Annotated in this window: 16 protein-coding genes; 7 read left to right on the forward strand and 9 right to left on the reverse strand. The window is 40.8% G+C overall.

The genetic code is table 11. The features are described 5' to 3' along the window. Nucleotides 1–79: 79 nt before the first annotated feature. The gene (locus E2R51_RS10925; protein WP_133377120.1) at nucleotides 80–637 is read right to left on the reverse strand and encodes a dihydrofolate reductase family protein; all 558 of its coding nucleotides are present in this window, start codon (nucleotides 635–637) and stop codon (nucleotides 80–82) included. A gap of 355 nt (nucleotides 638–992) precedes the next feature. Between E2R51_RS10925 and E2R51_RS10930 the strand changes: the two genes are divergently transcribed. Both E2R51_RS10930 and E2R51_RS10935 read left to right on the forward strand, forming a co-directional pair. Then, nucleotides 993–1334: an ArsR/SmtB family transcription factor gene (locus E2R51_RS10930; protein WP_133377121.1), complete on the forward strand. Its 342-nt coding sequence runs from the start codon at nucleotides 993–995 to the stop codon at nucleotides 1332–1334. A gap of 20 nt (nucleotides 1335–1354) precedes the next feature. Beyond that, complete coding sequence (locus tag E2R51_RS10935; RefSeq protein WP_133377122.1) at nucleotides 1355–1852, forward strand: SRPBCC family protein; 498 nt, start codon at nucleotides 1355–1357, stop codon at nucleotides 1850–1852. A gap of 738 nt (nucleotides 1853–2590) precedes the next feature. Here the strand turns inward: E2R51_RS10935 and E2R51_RS10940 are convergent. From E2R51_RS10940 to E2R51_RS10955, 3 genes are all read right to left on the reverse strand, one after another. Next, the gene (locus E2R51_RS10940; RefSeq protein WP_133377123.1) at nucleotides 2591–3154 is read right to left on the reverse strand and encodes a GNAT family N-acetyltransferase; all 564 of its coding nucleotides are present in this window, start codon (nucleotides 3152–3154) and stop codon (nucleotides 2591–2593) included. Between the two features lies 1 nt (nucleotide 3155). Further along, entirely contained in the window at nucleotides 3156–3683 is a 528-nt protein-coding gene (locus E2R51_RS10945; RefSeq protein ID WP_133377124.1) for a GrpB family protein, read from the reverse strand. A gap of 374 nt (nucleotides 3684–4057) precedes the next feature. Further along, nucleotides 4058–4591, reverse strand: coding sequence for a DUF5412 family protein (locus E2R51_RS10955; protein ID WP_133377125.1), 534 nt, complete (start codon nucleotides 4589–4591; stop codon nucleotides 4058–4060). Nucleotides 4592–4856: 265 nt separating this feature from the next. Here E2R51_RS10955 and E2R51_RS10960 point away from each other — a divergent pair, with 265 nt between their 5' ends. Continuing rightward, a complete protein-coding gene (locus tag E2R51_RS10960) occupies nucleotides 4857–5999 on the forward strand; it encodes a CAP domain-containing protein (protein ID WP_133377126.1) in 1143 nt (380 codons plus the stop codon). A gap of 39 nt (nucleotides 6000–6038) precedes the next feature. Here the strand turns inward: E2R51_RS10960 and E2R51_RS10965 are convergent, their stop codons facing one another. Further along, nucleotides 6039–6296, reverse strand: coding sequence for a hypothetical protein (locus tag E2R51_RS10965; protein ID WP_133377127.1), 258 nt, complete (start codon nucleotides 6294–6296; stop codon nucleotides 6039–6041). 176 nt (nucleotides 6297–6472) lie between these two features. Here E2R51_RS10965 and E2R51_RS10970 point away from each other — a divergent pair, with 176 nt between their 5' ends. Both E2R51_RS10970 and E2R51_RS10975 read left to right on the forward strand, forming a co-directional pair. Next, complete coding sequence (locus E2R51_RS10970; protein WP_133377128.1) at nucleotides 6473–7444, forward strand: cell wall-binding repeat-containing protein; 972 nt, start codon at nucleotides 6473–6475, stop codon at nucleotides 7442–7444. A 245-nt stretch (nucleotides 7445–7689) separates the two neighbouring features. Further along, nucleotides 7690–8157, forward strand: coding sequence for a hypothetical protein (locus E2R51_RS10975; RefSeq protein ID WP_133377129.1), 468 nt, complete (start codon nucleotides 7690–7692; stop codon nucleotides 8155–8157). A 40-nt stretch (nucleotides 8158–8197) separates the two neighbouring features. On the opposite strand, the gene E2R51_RS10980 is transcribed toward E2R51_RS10975, so the two are convergent. From E2R51_RS10980 to E2R51_RS10995, 4 genes are all read right to left on the reverse strand, one after another. Further along, nucleotides 8198–9181 carry a LacI family DNA-binding transcriptional regulator gene (locus E2R51_RS10980; protein ID WP_133377130.1) on the reverse strand — a complete coding sequence of 328 codons (984 nt, stop codon included), beginning with the start codon at nucleotides 9179–9181 and terminating at the stop codon, nucleotides 8198–8200. Nucleotides 9182–9271: 90 nt separating this feature from the next. Beyond that, entirely contained in the window at nucleotides 9272–10102 is an 831-nt protein-coding gene (locus tag E2R51_RS10985; RefSeq protein ID WP_133377131.1) for a carbohydrate ABC transporter permease, read from the reverse strand. 37 nt (nucleotides 10103–10139) lie between these two features. Next, nucleotides 10140–11042, reverse strand: coding sequence for a carbohydrate ABC transporter permease (locus E2R51_RS10990; RefSeq protein WP_133377132.1), 903 nt, complete (start codon nucleotides 11040–11042; stop codon nucleotides 10140–10142). Between the two features lie 124 nt (nucleotides 11043–11166). Then, nucleotides 11167–12396 carry a sugar ABC transporter substrate-binding protein gene (locus E2R51_RS10995; RefSeq protein ID WP_133377133.1) on the reverse strand — a complete coding sequence of 410 codons (1230 nt, stop codon included), beginning with the start codon at nucleotides 12394–12396 and terminating at the stop codon, nucleotides 11167–11169. 398 nt (nucleotides 12397–12794) lie between these two features. Between E2R51_RS10995 and E2R51_RS11000 the strand changes: the two genes are divergently transcribed. Both E2R51_RS11000 and E2R51_RS11005 read left to right on the forward strand, forming a co-directional pair. Further along, nucleotides 12795–14981, forward strand: coding sequence for a glycoside hydrolase family 3 N-terminal domain-containing protein (locus tag E2R51_RS11000; RefSeq protein WP_133377134.1), 2187 nt, complete (start codon nucleotides 12795–12797; stop codon nucleotides 14979–14981). Next, entirely contained in the window at nucleotides 14978–18283 is a 3306-nt protein-coding gene (locus E2R51_RS11005; protein WP_133377135.1) for a GH36-type glycosyl hydrolase domain-containing protein, read from the forward strand. Before E2R51_RS11000 ends, E2R51_RS11005 begins: the two co-directional genes overlap by 4 nt. Nucleotides 18284–18394 lie beyond the last annotated feature (111 nt).

Below are 18394 nucleotides of genomic sequence, written 5' to 3' on the forward strand. Positions count from 1 at the left end.
ATTTGCCTTTAGGACAACTAGGAGAGGATCGGGTGTTTCCTGCTAGTGTGAGTTCAGCCATTAAGTTGTTCTACGCTTGTCATCTTTTTAATCCACTGCTGACTACACGGTACCGCAGATGGGTTTCGCTCGCAAAGGCAGCTGTTTCTATCCGCTCCAACTTAATTTGCTGTCCGAGCCCCTCAAATAATGAAATGCCGTCACCCAGCAGCAGCGGTACTACGTGTAATTGGATTTCATCTACTAATCCAAGCTCTAGGCACTGCCGGGAGATGCTGCCTCCAAGAAGCGCTACACTCTTATCTCCGGCGGCGGCTTTGGCCGCTTCGACTGCATGCGTAATGTCATTAACGACAAAAGTATAGGTGATGCCGTCCCTTTCGATCGGTTCATGAGCCTCGTGAGTCATTTCGTATACCGGAATCTTCAACATACCTCCGTACGGTAATTCACCTTCCTCGATGGTCTGTGTCTTGTTAGCGCCGCCGACTATGGCTCCTAATTCTTCCATAACTTTACTAACGATCGCTTCATCTTCGTCCACAGACGAAAAGCCGAACATCCAATCAATGCCTCCGTCCGTATCGGCCATAAAGCCATCAAGTGTTATGGTCGCATGAATAATAACTTTTCCCATTTTACTACCTCCCTCATCCTTTAATTTTATTCGCAACAAAAAAACAGTAGTCTCAAACTTATTAATCATTAATTTACATATATTTATTTATTCCACTCCACACCAAAGAAACCCTGCTTATTGAACTAAACAGCGCTGGTACTTCAACAAGTCTTTATTTCGATAAAATGGTCAATCATTCCTTTAAAACATGGTTTACATTGAGGAGGAATTCCTCTTCTTCCCTATGAGTAAACTCTTTAATCTCTATTTCTAAGGTCGGCGTGGCTTTTAAGTAGAGAGCCTCGCAACTTTGAGTATTAATATTCAACCATTTGGTTGACTATAGAATGGTAGGGTCTATATAATTAATTACATGGTTGAACATAATAACGAAAACTTAGATTTAATATTTCATGCGCTTGCTGATGCTACGAGAAGAGAAATGATCCGCCTTCTTTCTGAGAAGGAAAAGACCGTTTCTGAAATGGCAAAACCTTTTGATATGTCTTTAGCTGCCGCTTCTAAACACATTAAAGTATTGGAAAAAGCAAGGTTAATCCAACGAACAGTAGAAGGGAGGACCCACACCTGTCGTATCAATGCCGAAACACTTGCTTTAGCTTCTCAATGGTTGAGCGTTTATGAGAAATTTTGGAGTAAGCGTTTTGATCTAATGGAAAGTGAGATATTGAAAGCGAAAAAGAAGGAACATTAACTAGTTGAAAGGGGTATCTTATGAACAATATTCGAACGACGACCTTAACAATGAAAAGAGAATTTGATGTAAAAGCTGAAAGAGTTTTTGACGCATGGCTAAATCCAGCAATGATGAAAAAGTGGTTATTTACACTTGAAGGGACAAATAAGGTCGCTCAGAATGATCCCCAAGTGGGTGGGACATGGGAGATCGTGGACCATAGAGAAGGAAAAGATTACAGAGCAGTAGGGGAATACCTTATAATAGACCCGCCAAATAAGTTGGTATTTACTTTTAAAATGCCTCAGTTTAGTGAGTTAGCAGATACAATTACTGTTGAGTTAAGAGACGTTGATACAGGCTGTGAAATGACATTTACACACCTTATACACGTTGATACTGAGGAAAACTGGACCAAAGCAGATATTGAAAAAGCTCTTGGAGAGCATCACGACCAAACTGAACATGGTTGGAACTTAATGTTTATGGGACTAAAAGAATTAGCAGAGACAGGAAAAGTTAGCTATAAAGGCTAAATTGATGGATCCATCGTCATTTAATAATCAAACAGCAGCTATTTGAATCATTAACTGAACAGCTGCTGTTTGTAATTTCCCAGGAACCAAAATTTCGGGATATATCACTGGAGAAACCAACTCCTTATGTAACTCCTATCCGCCAGGTGAACAAAAGTTTCTATATGTTTACAAGTTCCCTTTACAACTTGCTTATTCTAGAAATCTCACCAGCATTGTATCCTACCCACGACCCAAAAAGTGGGAAATAAAAGCTGGGAAACTGAAGTGTTATAGGGTTAAAACCGAAGAGGAGTATATATCCTGCTGCAAACCCCACACCTAAAACACTGGCGACGACCGTTTCTATAATTTTGTTCCGCTTCCAACGTTTCTCTCCCAAACGAATCTCTATCAAATTCCTGTATACGCTTGCTTGTCTTCGTACCAATCGTTCTTCCCGTTGTAAGTGTGTACACATTAATAGCTGCCAATATCCATACAAGTACAATTAATATCCCAATGATGAGGGTGTCGTATCCGTTATCAGCAAAATAAGCAATAATTTCCCAGTAATCAAACTGTACCCTGCAAATAAAATACCTGTTATTGATAAAATAATGTGTAAAATCTTTAACAATTAATTTTTCACCACCTTTTTCCTATTATCATAAAGTCCTAATTGCTTGTTAAATTATCCTTCCCCGTCAGTTCAATAAAAAAAGTGCCATAGCAGCTTGCGATCTTGGCATCAAAATATTACTTTATTTTTGAATAAAAACAGGTATCAGTCAGCTTGCTGCCATCTGCGGATAAATCATCTTGTCTTAAAGTGCCCTCGAATACAAACCCGAGTTTTTCTGGGATAGCACGACTTTTAAGATTTGTTGATTCACACCTTATTTCAATTCTTCTAAGGTTAATAGTATTTAACCCAAAGTTAGCTATTTTCTTTACTGCTTCTGTCATATATCCATTACCGCTAAATTTAGTGTTTACCCAGTATCCAATTTCACATTTAGGAATATCCCAGTCAATCCCCTGTAGACTTGTTGTCCCAATAAAGTCATAGTTATCTTTATCAAAAATAAGAAAACGAAAACTTTCTCTGCTTAAAAATTTTATATGAGCATTTCTTAAATTTATCTCTGTTTCTTCAACAGTAGGCATTTCTTGAGCAAATGGCAGCCACGCTTTTAATTCATAAAAGGAATCTCTAATTGCTTGATTTACAATTTTCCCGTCTCCTGTTTGATGCGGGGCTCGGAGTATTAATCGTTCTGTTTCTAATTGTGTGGGTACATTTAACTTTAAAGGATTCATTTTATTTCCCCCGCTCCGTTTGACTTTCCGAATACCAACAGAGTGCTTTTTGTTCCATTTCACTAACAAACTTCTTTTTTGCTGGACTGTATTCCCTTGTAGTTTTGTAACGGTTAGCTAAGTCTTCTTTGAAGCGACTGTACTTATCTACTTCTTCAGGATGAGACCTCAGGTAATCTCGAAAAATTAAATGCCGTTCAATTTCAGGGTTATCAAATTGATAAAAATGAATATGATGAGTTCTACTGTCCCCGCCTTTTCTAAATAATCTTCTACCTGTAATACCCCACTCTCCAGCTATGTCATATCCAAATGACTCCATTTGGTTATTGAAGACATCAACCTTCTCTATATTTTTAACAATACACATCATATCGATTACAGGCTTTGATTTCATTCCACGAACTGAAGTACTCCCAAAATGCTCACACTTTATTATTTCTTCGCAAAATATTGTCTGAAGGAACTCTACCTCCGTCTGAAACATTTGAGACCAGTCATCATTAAAATCTGTAAGCCGAATTTCCACTTTGTTGTATTTCACCTCTTTAATTTCTATAATGGAATTCTCAAAACCACCCGACATATTGAAGAATGAGTTGATAAATTGCTATGCAAAGTCCTATAATACTTGCTTTCAATTTAGATGGATGGTTCCTTTTGCTGCGAACCAGGTATAAAAAAATGATTGCTTACTCCACCTTACTAATATGAAGATAATAATGATTGCAATAATTGTGATGTAACGAGGGAAGGAAGATAGCAAAATTGTCCCCAAATCTAAATTCCATACTGTATAAACCTCCAATATTATGAGATTAGGTTCCCCTCTCTCATTACCTGTTAAAAATATTGTTTCTTAAATAATCCCGTCCCCTTCCTTTAAGTAAATGTTTCACATATTTAATAACCATAAGTTTCACCGTTATCCAGATTAAGAAGATGATTGTTTATCAACACCGCATCATTGCTTTCCCATTCTACATTAACGTCTTCAGTTCTTTTTTGTATATAGATTCTCTTTTTTATCCAGAGAGGACCGTTTAATTCGCCTCTTACACCAAATGTGCCCATAGCTCCCTGGTCCCAACGATAAAAATCAATTGTATATTTACCATCAGGAGAATTTATTGTTTTTAGGTATACGTTAGCCCCCGAAGAAAAATGCAGTCCAAATAATATTGCTAAGGAAAGAACAATAGATAACAAGGATGATAAAACCAGAGTTAACCAGCTTCTAACTTTTGTCCATCTATTCCTTTTATCTTTTAACCCTTTAATCCCTAAGATGAAGGCTATTACACTGAATCCAAGGAGGATGTAATTTGGAGGAGAAATTAACCAAGAGCCTTCCACATAAGAATAAAACGAGTAGAAAGTTAAGCCTATGCAAAATAATGTTAAATAAAATGACAATAAATTATATTTTGTTTCCATAATACTTCCCAATTAGTTTCATATCCTTTCATGTATTAACTATACCGCTCTTTAAGTTTAACATTAATTCCCTTTTTGTTGACCAACAAAAATCATCCCTTATTAAAAGAATGCTACCCGTTTGCTTAAGAACTATTCTTAAATCCATTCTAAATATCGTTCTTAATTCATTTATAAACAATGGACATTAAATGAACAAAAGAGCTCTCCCTTTATACCGCTCCTGCATTTAGGATAGAATATAAGCAGAAGGGGTGAACCAATTTTGAGAAAATTACTGCTTTTCGTCCTTTTAGTCGTTGCCGTGTTCATCTCAAAACCGCTTTGGGAGGAGAAAGTATCTCCATATGTGGATCTATCCATTATGGATACAATCTCTGACAGAGTTATGAGTGCTGTTGACACGCCGGCAGTGTCCGACGCGTTTGATTCATTTCAAGATACGATTACTTCCATGATTATTACGATAGATGATGCCATCCAGCAGACGCCAAGCATTGAATCACCAGAAGCATCAAGTCCTGTAGAAAAACCGGATTTATCAGTTCCAACTGAGCAGGTATTTTCTGTATATAATGTCCAGCTTGGCGATTCCAAAGAACAGGTAGAACAGGAATTAGGAGATCCTCAGCGGCAATCCGTCAACGAGTTCGACACCGAGTGGTTTGCTTATCACGAAAACTTTGGTAACTTTGTGATGGTGTCCTACAATGATGAGAATAAAGTGAACGGTCTTTTCACCAACCAGGACTTAATTTCGTCTTCGAACGGCTTAACAATTGAAAGTTCCAGAGAAGATGTTCAAGCCGCACTCGGTGATCCGCTCACATCCATTCGCAAAGGACTTCTGCGTTATCAGCTTCAGGACAATGGCGAATACGATATGTATCAATTAGATGATTCCTATGTCACAGTCTTTTACGACAAGCACGAAAATGATACTGTAACTGCCATCCAGATTGTTCATGAAAGTCTTGAGAATAACCGGGATAATATTTACACAAAACCTTCTGATGCATTAAAGGAAGGCTTTGAATATCAGCTGTTTGATCTGACAAACGCCGCCCGTGTTCATCATGGCTTACAGTATTTAACCTGGGATGAGCAGGTGCGGGAAACGGCTAGAAAGCACAGTGCCGATATGGCGGAGAACGCCTATTTCGACCACACCAATCTGGACGGACAATCTCCATTTGACCGAATGAAAGAAGATGGCGTCCGCTACAATGTCGCCGGTGAAAACCTGGCGTACGGTCAATTCAGCAGTGTCTATGCACATGAAGGGCTGATGAACTCAATCGGCCACCGGGAAAACATCCTGAAGCCTGAATTTGGCTTCCTCGGAGTTGGCGTCGCCTTCAATGAGGATGCTCAGCCCTATTTTACGGAAAACTTCTTCAATAATTAATCTCAGAAAACCACTCACCCTTTGCATGGGGAGTGGTTTTTAGTTTATTTGGGGAGGCTTCCCCCCATAATTAGCTGCTACCCAGTTACGTACCCACCTGAATAGTTGTGCAGCGAACCTCCCTGCGTTTTTATCGCCCATCATTTCCGTTTTATCAATCACTTTCAGGCTTTTATCGCAACACATCCCGGATATATCAATCAACTTTTCAACTTTATCTAACATTACAAAGGCAAATTGAATTATATCGATTACTTTTTCAAATATATCGATCATCTTCCCGGCTTTATCGATCAATCTTTTACTTTTATCATTCTATACGAAAATCACAACAGAGCCATCAGCTGCCAATACACACACTCGAATTGATTTTATGTAAAAGATAAGTTAAATTCCTAAAAATTTTATAGCCAATAATACCCCCAAAAAAGTATAATAAAGGAGTTTGATAGAATATTTTCAAGGGGGATAACATGAAAAAATCAATCGCTTTAGCCGCACTACTGACGCTCAGCATTCCATTTGGACAAGCTGCAGCTGCGGAAGGTCCATCGACGTATCGAGTTACTGGGGAAGATCGTTATGAAACATCAGCAAATCTGGCATATGAAGGATGGGAAAAGTCTAAAGTGGCAGTCATCGCTACTGGCCGTGATTTTCCTGATGCACTTAGCGCAACCCCGTTGGCATATAAGTATGATGCACCTTTGCTTTTAACCAATACAAATTCAGTGCCGGAAAGTTTACAATATGCCATTGAAGATCTTGGTGTAACTCAGGTCTACTTGATTGGCGGAACTGCAGTTATTTCAGCAGATGTGGAAAAGCAATTAAAGGCTTTGGGTGTGAAAAAAATCACACGAATCAGCGGAAGCGACCGTTATCAAACTTCCGTTAAAATCGCCGAAGCAGTAGGACCATCTGAGGGGATTTTTGTAGCTGCAGGACAAAGCTTTGCCGATGCTCTTTCGATTGCACCAATTGCAGCTCAGCTGGAAACACCAATTTTGTTAACGAAGAAAAATGACGTTCCAAAATCTGTGGCGTCCTATGTGAACACTCTTAAGCCAGAGGGAACGTTAGTAGTTGGAGGCGAGGGAGCCATTTCTAAATCAGTGGCATCAAAATTCCCTAACGTTGACAGAATCAGCGGAGTGGACAGATATGATACAAACAGCCAAATTGTTACTGAATTTGCTGAACTGGGGATTCTCGATATGGACCTCCCATTCATCGCTACCGGTCAAAACTTCCCGGATGCTCTATCTGCATCAGCAGTAGCAGCAGGCTTTTTAAACGGTGTTATTTTGACGCATCCTACTACTCCAAAAGCTACTACCAAAGCAACCATTAAGAAATACGCGAAGGACGCTGAAGAATATATTATTGTCGGCGGACAAAAAGCCCTGCCGGATAGCGCAATTAACAAACTGCTTTCTAAATAGCCTAAAGATCAGAAGAACAGACGTGATCCTCATGGCTGTTTTTCTTTTTTTATTTAACACCGGTTTCCCCAGACGCTTCCGCATTTAAAAAACGCCAGACTGTTATTTGTCCGACGTTTTTTATACAAAGCTAAAATTACATTAATTACCATAAATAATTAATCCAGCTATCTCTATACTATAATAATAATTCCAAAAAACTACATATCAATTCGTTGAATTGATTGAAAGCAGGCTTGGCTACTATGAATTTTAATATAACATTAGGATTTATTCTTCCCTGGATAACCGGTATTTTTTTGTACCGTCGAGTCCCCCTGTTGTTTTATACCATCGTTCCTTTTACCGCACTCATTGCCGTAGCATGTAATCAACTGGGTGTTCAGCATGGATTATGGCATCTGCATCCGCATACAACTGTCCCCATATACAATTCTTTATTAATTGACTTAGGGTATTACCCGATAACAGCAGCATGGTTTACTTATCTTCTTTATTTCACCACTTTTAAACGATGGCAGGCTTATTCTCTTTTTTTCTTATTGTTAAATGGATTCGAACTGCTGGCAATATTAGCAAACAAAGTAAGCTACCACGATAAGTGGAGTATCATCTACTCACTCGTCATCTATGGCATAGGTCTCTTCGCGATTGATTTCTATTATTTTAAAGTAAAAAAAGCAATATGGGCATTATCGGCCCCAAAATCCTGACAAAAAAACCAGCCAAAATTGGCCAGTCTTTTGTCCTGCTTTATTTAACCGACTTCCTGACAACCAGTTCCGTCGATAGCTTATAATACGGATTTACTTCTGTTCCTGACAGCTGCTGCAGAATTAAATGCATCGCCAGGGCGCCTGCTTCATACTTCGGCTGGCGAATGGTGGTGAGCGGCGGTGACATGAATTCGGATAATTGGATATCATCATAGCCTATAACCGATATATCCTTCGGAATTTTAATCTTGTTTTCCTTGAATACCTGCATTCCTCCAATGGCCATTTCGTCATTGGCAAAGAACACAGCATCCGGCAGGCTGCCTTGTGCAATCAGCATTTTGGTTGCTCTGTAGCCGCCTTCACGGGTAAAGTCCCCGTGCATGCGCCACTTGGAATGAATGGGAAGTTTATGCTCCTTTAAAGCCATCATGTATCCATTATAACGCATATCTGCGTCATGAGATTTTGGCGGTCCGCTGATAAAAGCAATTTCTTTCATCCCCTGCTGAATCAGATACTCCGTCGCGACATAACCGCCGTGAAAATTATCAACCTCCACCTGGACCACATGTTCGTTTTCTAAATGTCGGTCAAGGATGATGATTGGAAATCCCTTCCGCGCTGATTCAACGATATCCTCATCTGAAATATTATGGGCTAAAATAATTGCTCCATCCACCCGTTTCTCCCTTAGAAACTTTACCGCTGTGGATTGAGGGCCGCCCTGAGAGCTGCAGGCAATTAAGTCATAGCCGTTTGCCATCGAAACCTCCTGGACACCTGTTGTGAGCTCTGAATAATAGGGTCCTGCCAAATCACTTAAAATTAAAGCGATGGTATTTGTTTTGGTACGCTTCAGATCTGAAGCAAAGCCATTTTTTTGATAGTTTAGTTCTCTGGCTGCCTCCATCACTTTTTTGCGTGTGGCTTTGCTGATTTTTTCACTATCGTTTAATGCATAAGATACTGTTGAAATGGCAACCCCTGCGAGCTTGGCCACATCTTTAATTGTTGCCACAGCTTTTTCCTCCATTCATCCAACTGCTTCATTGTTAACTACTATTATCTAGATTATCATTCCAGTCTGGAAATGTCTTTTGTTCGGTGTTTATTTTAAGCCGGAAGTTGTAAATCCTTCCACGATGTATTTCTGAAAAAATGAAAAGATGATGATAATTGGGATGACCATGAAGGCAGCACCTGCCATTTGCAGTGCAAAGTTATTGGCATACTGGCCTTTTAACAGAGATAACCCTACCGAAAGCGTGTAAAGAGATTCATCATTGGCTATGATTAACGGCCATAAGAAGCTGTTCCAGGCTGCAATAAATGTCAGAATTCCCTGTACAGCGAAGATCGGCTTGGAAATAGGAATAATTAGACGGAAGAAAATATAAAACTCCCCTGCCCCGTCCAATCTCGCTGCTTCGATTAAATCTGTCGGAATCGTCGCCATAAACATTCTGAATAAGAAAATGCTAAACGCCGCTGCAAGACCTGGAAGCACGATACCGGCCATTGTATTGATTAAACCCATTTCGTTTAATAGCAGGTAAACTGGTATCATCGTTACCTGTCCTGGAATCATCATCGTAGCGAGAACCAGGTAAAATACTTTTTCTTTTCCTTTGAAATGGTATTTGGCAAAACCATAGCCAGCCATCGCGTTAAAAAATAATCCCACAAACGATAAAGCCACGATAATCAAGGTATTTCTTAAGTAGACTCCAAAATTTAAATTGGTAAATAAATCAATATAATTTTGAAAAGTTGGATTTTCCGCGATAAGAGTCGGCGGAATTTGAAGTATTTCATTTTCCGGTTTAAAAGAACTTGAAATCATCCATATGAACGGCAGTGAAACAATGATGCCGCCAATAATCAGCAGTATCGTTGCGATCCATCTTTCCGTATTGTTTTTTGATTTTCCAGAAGACATTGGTTTTCACCCCGATCCTGTTATTGTGCAGCCATCATTAATATTCTGCATCTGATTTTTTTAATTTAAATTGAAGCAAGGTCACAATAATAATGACGATGAAAAGAACGAATGAACCAGCGGCAGCATAACCAAATTCGCTGAACTGAAATCCTCTTTGATAGATAAACAGTGCCATCGACACAGTGCCGTCAAGCGGACCGCCCTGGGTCATAATGAACGGCTCTTCGAAGAATTGAAGCCATCCGATCAATGTTGTAACGGTCACGAAGAAAATCGCATAACGCAAAAGCGGCAATGTAATGAAAAAAAGAATCTGCCATCTTTTTGCTCCATCTATCTTCGCTGCCTCATAATACGAGTTTGGAATGCCCTGTAGCGCAGCTAAAAAGATAATCATATTAATGCCGATTCCCTTCCAGACTGCCAGGATAATAAGAGAAAGCTTGGCCATAACCGGTTCCTCAAGCCAAAGTACCTTGTCAATATCAGCCAGCGAAAGCACATAATTGAACAGCCCGTACTGCGTGTTATACAAAAAGCCCCACACGACGGCAACGGCAATAATATTCGTGATGGCCGGCATAAAATAGACTGCACGAAACACAGTGAATATTAAGGTTTTTCCATAATTTAAAAGCAGGGCAATGCTCAATGAAAAAATGATGACAAGCGGAACACCAATAACAACATAAAAAAAGGTGTTAAACAAAGCTTTGTGAAAAACCGTATCTGCAAGTAAAGTCGTATAGTTTTGAAGACCGATAAAACTGATATTGGACCAATCAGCCAGACCTTTCAGATCCATGTCTGTAAAACTGATGACAAACGCAATCATAATAGGAATTAAACTGAAAAGGATTAAGATGATCAACGCCGGAGCGATAAAAATAAACGGATGCCGATTACGCACCGTGCCTTTCAATAGTTGGTTCAGCATAATACTCCACCCATCTCACACAATCTTTCACACAGCTGGCGCTACAGACAAAAGCAGGCAGGCTTTGTGCTCCTTACCTGCTTTTATCAATAACCGCATGAAAAGAATGCTGTTGTTAGTATAATTATTCGATCAAGCTGTCTGCTTTTTCGTTGAATTTTTCCAGCTCTTCATCTAAATCAGCACCGCCGATATTAATTCTTTCGATTGTTGCAAGCAATTCCTGGGCAATTTTCTCCCATTCTTTAATTGGTGGAGCTCCTTTGGTATTTTCCAGCTGCTCGCCAAAAACTGAATACATTTCATCATCTGCAAGCTTCGGATCTTCCCATGCTTCGAGGCGCGATGGCAACGTATTTGATTTTTCCATCCACTCAAGCTGCGTATCCACTTCGTTCATATAAGAAATAAAGTCCAGTGCTTCATCGACTTTTTCAGAGTTATGGAAGACTGAAAAGTTTGCTCCTCCAATGCTTGACACATTGCTTTCCTGAGCAGGCATTGGGGCAACTGCCCATTTGCCTTCAAGATCAGGCGCCTGATCATTCAGGATGTTAATCATCCAAGGTCCGCTAAAGAACATTGGTTTCTGGCCGTCTTTAAAGGCTTGTACAATATCGATTCCTTCAGAGGTTGTGCTTATGCCTTCTTTAAAGTAGCTTGTGTAATATTCAAGCGCTCCCTTAAATTCAGGGGAAGTGAAGTTTGGATTTTCTGCGTCAAATTCGAAACCATTCTGCCATGCAAAGATGAATGGGGTAATTTGATCGTTCAAATCAATATCAAGTCCGTATACGTCCTCTCCGGATTCAGAAAGCTTTGAAGCAGCATCCTTCAGCTCATCCCAGTTGGCTGGCGGCTCTGAATAACCCACTTCCTCTAATAAATCTGTGCGGTAATACATCGTACGTGTTTCTACGTACCATGGAATCCCGACAATTTGATCATCATATTTCATAGAAGTTTGAGCACCATCAAAGTAATTTTCAGGATCAAACTCAGGATATTCTTCGATATGCTCTGATAAATCCAGTAAAGCACCCGCATCAGCGAATTCAGCAACCCAGGTTGTTCCCAGTTGAAGAACATCAGGTCCATTGCCGGATGCAACAGCTGTCAGCAGCTTGTCATATGCAGATTCCCAAGGGATCGCCTGAACTTTTACATTAACGTCAGGATGAGCTTCTTCATACCCTGCTGTCATTTCATTTAACAGCTTGCCTTCCTCCCCCATTGCCCACACGGTAAGGGTATTATCATCACTGCCTCCGCTTTCGCCGCCTCCGCAGCCTGCCAAAACACCTGATAATGCAACAGCTAAAATCGATGGATAAACGATGCTTTTCTTCTTCATACGATCTCTCTCCTTTGTATAGATTTTCTTTTTCTTCTATGATTTCTGTCAGCCTTGATCAGCAAATGTGCTGAGTAGTTTTTAAAACTTTCGAATAAACTTATTGAAACGTTTCGATAAATTGATTATAATCAAAGGTGAATACGCTTTCAATACTTTTCTTCATATTTCTTTTATTTTCTTTTTTAAAACATTTTTATTTCACAGAATAAAAGTAATATCTTTTTACATCTTAATGTAAAGAAACTGATATATTAGCGCTTTTATACGCAGGTTACTATAGTCTCTGCAATTCATGACGATAGTAAACAACTTATTTTTGATTGTATATTCTGGGGAATAATTTTTTTACATATAAATTGAAACGTTTCACTAAATTAGTTAATGGAGGGTATCTAATGACTGCATCTTCGTATCAACATCTGCTCGCTGACATGACATTGCAAGAAAAGATTTCTCAGCTTGTACAACTGGCCGGACCATTCTTTAAGGGCTCCACCGAGACCGGACATATTACCGGACCCATGGCTGAAATGCCGATTACAGAAAACCATATTATAAATGCCGGTTCTGTATTAGGAGTCTCAGGAGCTGCTGAGGTCAGATCCATTCAAAAAAAACATCTTGAACAAAATCGCCTGGGTATTCCTCTTCTATTTATGGCCGACATCATACATGGATACAAAACCATCTTTCCTGTTCCCCTAGCAATCGGGTGCAGTTGGGATTTGAAGCTTGCTAAACGCAGTGCTGAAATAGCAGCCAGGGAATCCAGTGTTTCAGGCGTTCATGTAACTTTTGCACCGATGGTCGACCTTGTACGTGATCCTCGCTGGGGACGTGTGATGGAGTCTACCGGTGAAGATTCATATTTGAACAGCGCTTTTGGCAGGGCATTTGTTGAGGGTTTTCAAGGAAATGATCTAACAAATAACCTGGAATCTGTGGCTGCCTGTGTGAAACATTTTGCAGCTTATGGCGCTGCTGAAGGCGGAAGAGATTACAACACCGTGGATATGTCAGAAAGAGAGCTTAGAGAAAGCTATTTGCCTGCTTATAAGGCAGCTCTGGATGCTGGGTGCGAAATGGTCATGACTGCTTTTAATACTGTGGATGGCATTCCTGCGACAGGCAATAAAGAATTAATGCGGGACTTGCTGCGGGAAGAATGGGGATTTGACGGTGTTCTAATTTCTGATTGGGGAGCGGTGAAGGAACTGATTCCACACGGTGTAGCGGAAAATGAAAAAGAAGCAGCGCTAAAAGCACTGACAGCAGGTGTAGATATTGAAATGATGACAGAATGCTATGTTCAGCACCTGGAATCACTCGTAGCGGAAGGCCTTCTTAAGATAGAACTGATTGATGAGGCAGTTCTGAGAATTCTTGCACTGAAAGAGAAGCTGGGTCTTTTTGAAAACCCATTCAGAGGTGCAGATATTGAGCTTGAAAAAGAGATTGTCGGGCATGCAGATCACCGCCAGGCAGCAAAAGAACTTGCAGCCAAATCAACGGTACTGCTTAAAAATAATAAACAGACATTGCCGCTGGACAAACAGGCAAAGGTTGCTTTAATTGGCCCCTTTGCAGAGAGCAATGATCTATTAGGACCCTGGTCCGCTTTAGGAGCAAGAGAAGAGGCAGTCACTTTACGGCAAGCCTTTGAACAGATACGGCCAGTTAATACATTTACTGTTGCTGAAGGCAGCAGCATTGACCAGGTGTCAAAAGAACAAATCGCTCAGGCTTTAGCCGCTGCAGCAGATGCGGATGTAGTCGTGATGGCGCTCGGGGAAAGCAGCAATATGAGTGGTGAGGCCTGCAGCAGAACAAACATCCAGCTCCCCGCTCCGCAAATTGAATTGCTTCAGGCTGTCGCCGCTCTCAAAAAGCCTGTCGTAACGATTTTATTTAATGGACGTCCGCTGGATATAACGAATGTCGTATCGCACAGTGATGCTGTATTAGAAGCCTGGTTTCCCGGCAGTGAAGGTGGAAATGCTTTAGTCGATCTTCTTTTTGGAGAAATCAATCCGTCTGGGAAATTGTCCATGTCCTTCCCTTCTAATGTCGGCCAGGTGCCGGTTTACTACAACCACTTTAACACCGGGCGTCCAAAAGGGGCTCCAGACGCACAGGTACACTATGTATCTCAATATCTTGATGCGCCAAATAAACCATTGTTCCCGTTTGGATTTGGCTTGAGCTACACCCATTTCAACTATGAAGAGTTAAAGCTTTCTTCTGTTGAACTTTCACCTGGATCATCTATCCAAGCCACGATCACAGTAACAAATTCAGGCGATGTCAGCGGAGAAGAAATTGTCCAGCTGTATATCAGGGATATTGCCGGCGAAATTGTTCGGCCAATGAAGGAGTTAAAGGATTTTGCACGCCTGGCGCTCGCTCCCGGCGAATCAAAAGAAATCAGCTTCTCCATTACAGAAGAACAGCTCCGATATCATCATAAAGATCTGTCATTTAAAAGTGATCCCGGAGCATTTGAACTATTTATCGGCAGCAGCAGTGAACATACCTTTTCTCAATCATTTATTCTACTAAAGGAAGGCGGACAATCGAAATGATCGTTAATACGACAACCACTCCACAACTTAAAGCCGGAAATACAGCAATTCAATTTTTATCCACAGGAGATGTGTACAACTTCTCCTCCAACAATATTATGATTAATCAGCTGTTTGGCAACACCATCGACGGCTCATTAAATAATATTTATTTGCGTGTATATGACCAGGAGACTATTCAGTTTTATCCCCTGCTCGGCTCAGCATCACAAAGCTCTTTTTATCAGTCTCAAAGCAAGGTTAAATGGACGGGTTCAGCAGCTGGCATCCCTTATGAAGTTGTTTTCCATTTGGCATCGGAAAGCACCTGGTTCTGGGAAATAAACCTTGAAGGAAACAATCACAAGGTTGACCTGGTATATGGACAGGATGTCGGACTCGCTGACAAAAATGCTCTCCGTTCAAACGAAGCATACACTGCCCAGTATATAGATCATGCTGTATTTGAAAGTAAAAACGGACACGTCTTATGCTCAAGGCAAAATCAGCCTCAGGGTGATCGCTATCCTTATTTACAGCAGGGCGCTTTAGGAAAAATCACCGGCTTTAGCACAGATGGTTTTCAATTTTACGGGCTAAGCTACAAGGAAACCAATCTCCCGGAAGCACTGACAAAAGACAGGCTCGCAAATGAAGTTTATCAATATGAATTTGCTTATACCGCCCTTCAAAGTGAACAAATCGAATTAAATGGCAAAGCATCATTTGTGTTCTATGGCTACACGGCAGAAAATCATGCTGAAGCAGTTAGAAAACCATTCTCAGAAATCGGCGATCTTGAGGAAGAATGGAATAAAACAATCCGTCAGACCGAAAAATTCGAGCTGGTTGCTCCACAAAAGGTGCAGCATCTTTCCAATGCGCCTGTTCTTTCATCGCCAGCCCTTACGCTGGATCAAATTAACACCATGTATCCTGACCGAATTCTGGAAGAATGGGAGGAAGACACCCTTCTCTCATTTTTTACTCCGTCATTTGAACATATTGTTTTAAAAGAAAAAGAGCTTCAGGTGGAACGCTCCCACGGCCATATTTTAATGAGCGGAGGAAATCACCGCCTCAGCGCGCAGCCGGTTATGACCTCTACTTCTTATATGCCAGGCGTTTTCAATGCACAGCTTGTGCTCGGAAACACATCCATGAATAAGTTGATGTCAAATGTACGAAATCCTTTAAACATCTTTAAAACGTCCGGACAGCGAATCTATGTCAAAATGGACGGTCAATATCATTTACTGACGATGCCTGCTGTTTATGAAATAGGCTTTAACTATGCACGCTGGATCTATCAGCTTCCGCACGATACGCTGACGATCACAAGCTTTACAGCAGCCGATAAAAAATCGGTAACGCTGACTGTTTCTTCTTTGAACAAGAAAACGTATGATTTTATCGTGACAAATCAGCTGACCATGAATAATCATGAATACGATGCACCGTTCAAATTGGACGTGCATAGGGATCAATTTAATGTCTACGCGGGGTCTGGTTCTGATAATGCCAATGTACATCCTGATTTAGCCTACCGTTATACGATTAATAAGCCCATGAATGTGATCGATCATCAGCAGGACTCTATGGTGTCCATTGAAATAGATGCTGCAGATGAATGGACCCTCACGATGGAAGGTTCGTTAACAGGTGAATTCAATGAGGTTCAGGCATTAGACTTTGAAAAGGAAAAGACAGTCTATAAATCCTACTACAAGGATATGATGAACGGATTTTCATTGTCCCACAAGGATCAGGACATAGAGAAAGTAAATGCCATCGCGTGGTGGTACACGCATAATATGCTTGTGCATTATTCTGTGCCGCATGGTCTCGAACAATATGGCGGTGCCGCCTGGGGAACACGGGACGTTTGCCAGGGACCTGCAGAATACTTCCTTGCCACCAATCAATACGAACGTGTAAGAGAAATTATAAAAACCGTGTATTCTCATCAATATCAGGACAAAGGTGATTGGCCTCAGTGGTTCATGTTTGATGAGTATCAGCATATTCAGCATGATCACAGCCATGGGGATGTAATCGTGTGGCCGCTTAAGGTAGTAGCTGATTACTTATCTGCTACAGGTGACTATTCGATTTTGGAAATGCCTGTCCCTTATACAAACCGGCATGATTTTTCATTCACAGAAGCTGCAATTCCGCTTATGGATCACCTGAAGAAACAGATTCAAACGATCAAAGATAACTTTCTTCATGACACGCACCTTTCTTCATATGGAGATGGCGATTGGGATGATACGCTTCAGCCGGCCAACCAGCAGCTGAGAGAATACATGGTCAGCAGCTGGACTGTCGCCCTGACCTTCCAAACGATTCGCACATTGGCGGAAAGCCTTGAAAACGTTGATAAAACAGAAGCTGATCAATTGATGGAACTTGCTTCCGGCATTGAGTCTGACTTTAAAAAATATATGCTGAACACAGACGTTATCCCTGGGTTTTTGTATTTTGAAGATCCTGAGAACCCTGAAAACATGGTGCATCCAAGTGATCAAAAAACAGGTATCCAGTATCGTTTGCTGCCAATGACCCGCAGCATGATCAGCGAACTGTTAACACCCGAGGAAGCTGAAAGATACGAGGGATTGATCAGAGAAAAATTTTACTGTCCTGATGGAGTGCGCCTGATGAACCGCCCTGCTAATTACGACGGCGGCGTTACCAGACACTTTAAGCGTGCTGAACAGGCTTCAAACTTTGGAAGAGAGATCGGTCTTCAATATGTACATGCCCATATTCGTTTTGTCGAAGCCATGGCTAAGCTCGGACGAACTGAGGAAGTATGGAAAGGTCTTGAAACAATTAATCCAATCGGCATTACTTCAGTCGTGCCTAATGCAGAAAAACGCCAAAGCAATGCGTATTTCAGCAGTTCAGACGGCAAATTCAACAACAGATATGAAGCGCAGGACAATTTTGAAAAGCTACGCACCGGAGAAGTACCTGTTAAAGGCGGCTGGCGCATTTATTCAAGCGGACCGGGAATTTATATGAATCAGTTAATTTCAAATGCGCTCGGAATTCGTCACCAGGCACATTCATTGATCATAGATCCAGTCCTCCCTCCTTCAATGGATGGTCTGGAATTTTCGTTTAACCTTTACGGAAAACCATTGACGCTGCGTTATCATCTTTCAAAAGGAGAGCAGAACGTTACGGTTAATGATAAAGAAATCACTTTTGACTCACCAAAAAACAGATACCGTGAAAGCGGAGTAATTCTATCCAGAGCTACTGTAGAATCCATGTTAAATAGAGAAAGTAATATTATTGAAGTTTGGAGCTAATCTTTCTTGCGCCGCCCATTTTGTTATTGGGCGGCTTTTTTATGCTTATTTTTACAAATGTTTACTAGAAATAATTCCCCTCCTCCCCACATACATATCAACAAAAGGGGG

The sequence above is a fragment of the Jeotgalibacillus sp. S-D1 genome (assembly GCF_004358665.1).
In the GTDB taxonomy this organism is placed as follows: domain Bacteria; phylum Bacillota; class Bacilli; order Bacillales; family Jeotgalibacillaceae; genus Jeotgalibacillus.

Excerpts from the sequence above, each read along its gene's own strand:
- E2R51_RS10925 (WP_133377120.1), bottom strand. The coding sequence starts at position 637 with ATGGGAAAAGTTATTATTCATGCGACCATAACACTTGATGGCTTTATG.
- E2R51_RS10930 (WP_133377121.1), top strand. The coding sequence starts at position 993 with ATGGTTGAACATAATAACGAAAACTTAGATTTAATATTTCATGCGCTT.
- E2R51_RS10935 (WP_133377122.1), top strand. The coding sequence starts at position 1,355 with ATGAACAATATTCGAACGACGACCTTAACAATGAAAAGAGAATTTGAT.
- E2R51_RS10940 (WP_133377123.1), bottom strand. The coding sequence starts at position 3,154 with ATGAATCCTTTAAAGTTAAATGTACCCACACAATTAGAAACAGAACGA.
- E2R51_RS10955 (WP_133377125.1), bottom strand. The coding sequence starts at position 4,591 with ATGGAAACAAAATATAATTTATTGTCATTTTATTTAACATTATTTTGC.
- E2R51_RS10970 (WP_133377128.1), top strand. The coding sequence starts at position 6,473 with ATGAAAAAATCAATCGCTTTAGCCGCACTACTGACGCTCAGCATTCCA.
- E2R51_RS10975 (WP_133377129.1), top strand. The coding sequence starts at position 7,690 with ATGAATTTTAATATAACATTAGGATTTATTCTTCCCTGGATAACCGGT.
- E2R51_RS10985 (WP_133377131.1), bottom strand. The coding sequence starts at position 10,102 with ATGTCTTCTGGAAAATCAAAAAACAATACGGAAAGATGGATCGCAACG.
- E2R51_RS10990 (WP_133377132.1), bottom strand. The coding sequence starts at position 11,042 with ATGCTGAACCAACTATTGAAAGGCACGGTGCGTAATCGGCATCCGTTT.
- E2R51_RS10995 (WP_133377133.1), bottom strand. The coding sequence starts at position 12,396 with ATGAAGAAGAAAAGCATCGTTTATCCATCGATTTTAGCTGTTGCATTA.
- E2R51_RS11000 (WP_133377134.1), top strand. The coding sequence starts at position 12,795 with ATGACTGCATCTTCGTATCAACATCTGCTCGCTGACATGACATTGCAA.
- E2R51_RS11005 (WP_133377135.1), top strand. The coding sequence starts at position 14,978 with ATGATCGTTAATACGACAACCACTCCACAACTTAAAGCCGGAAATACA.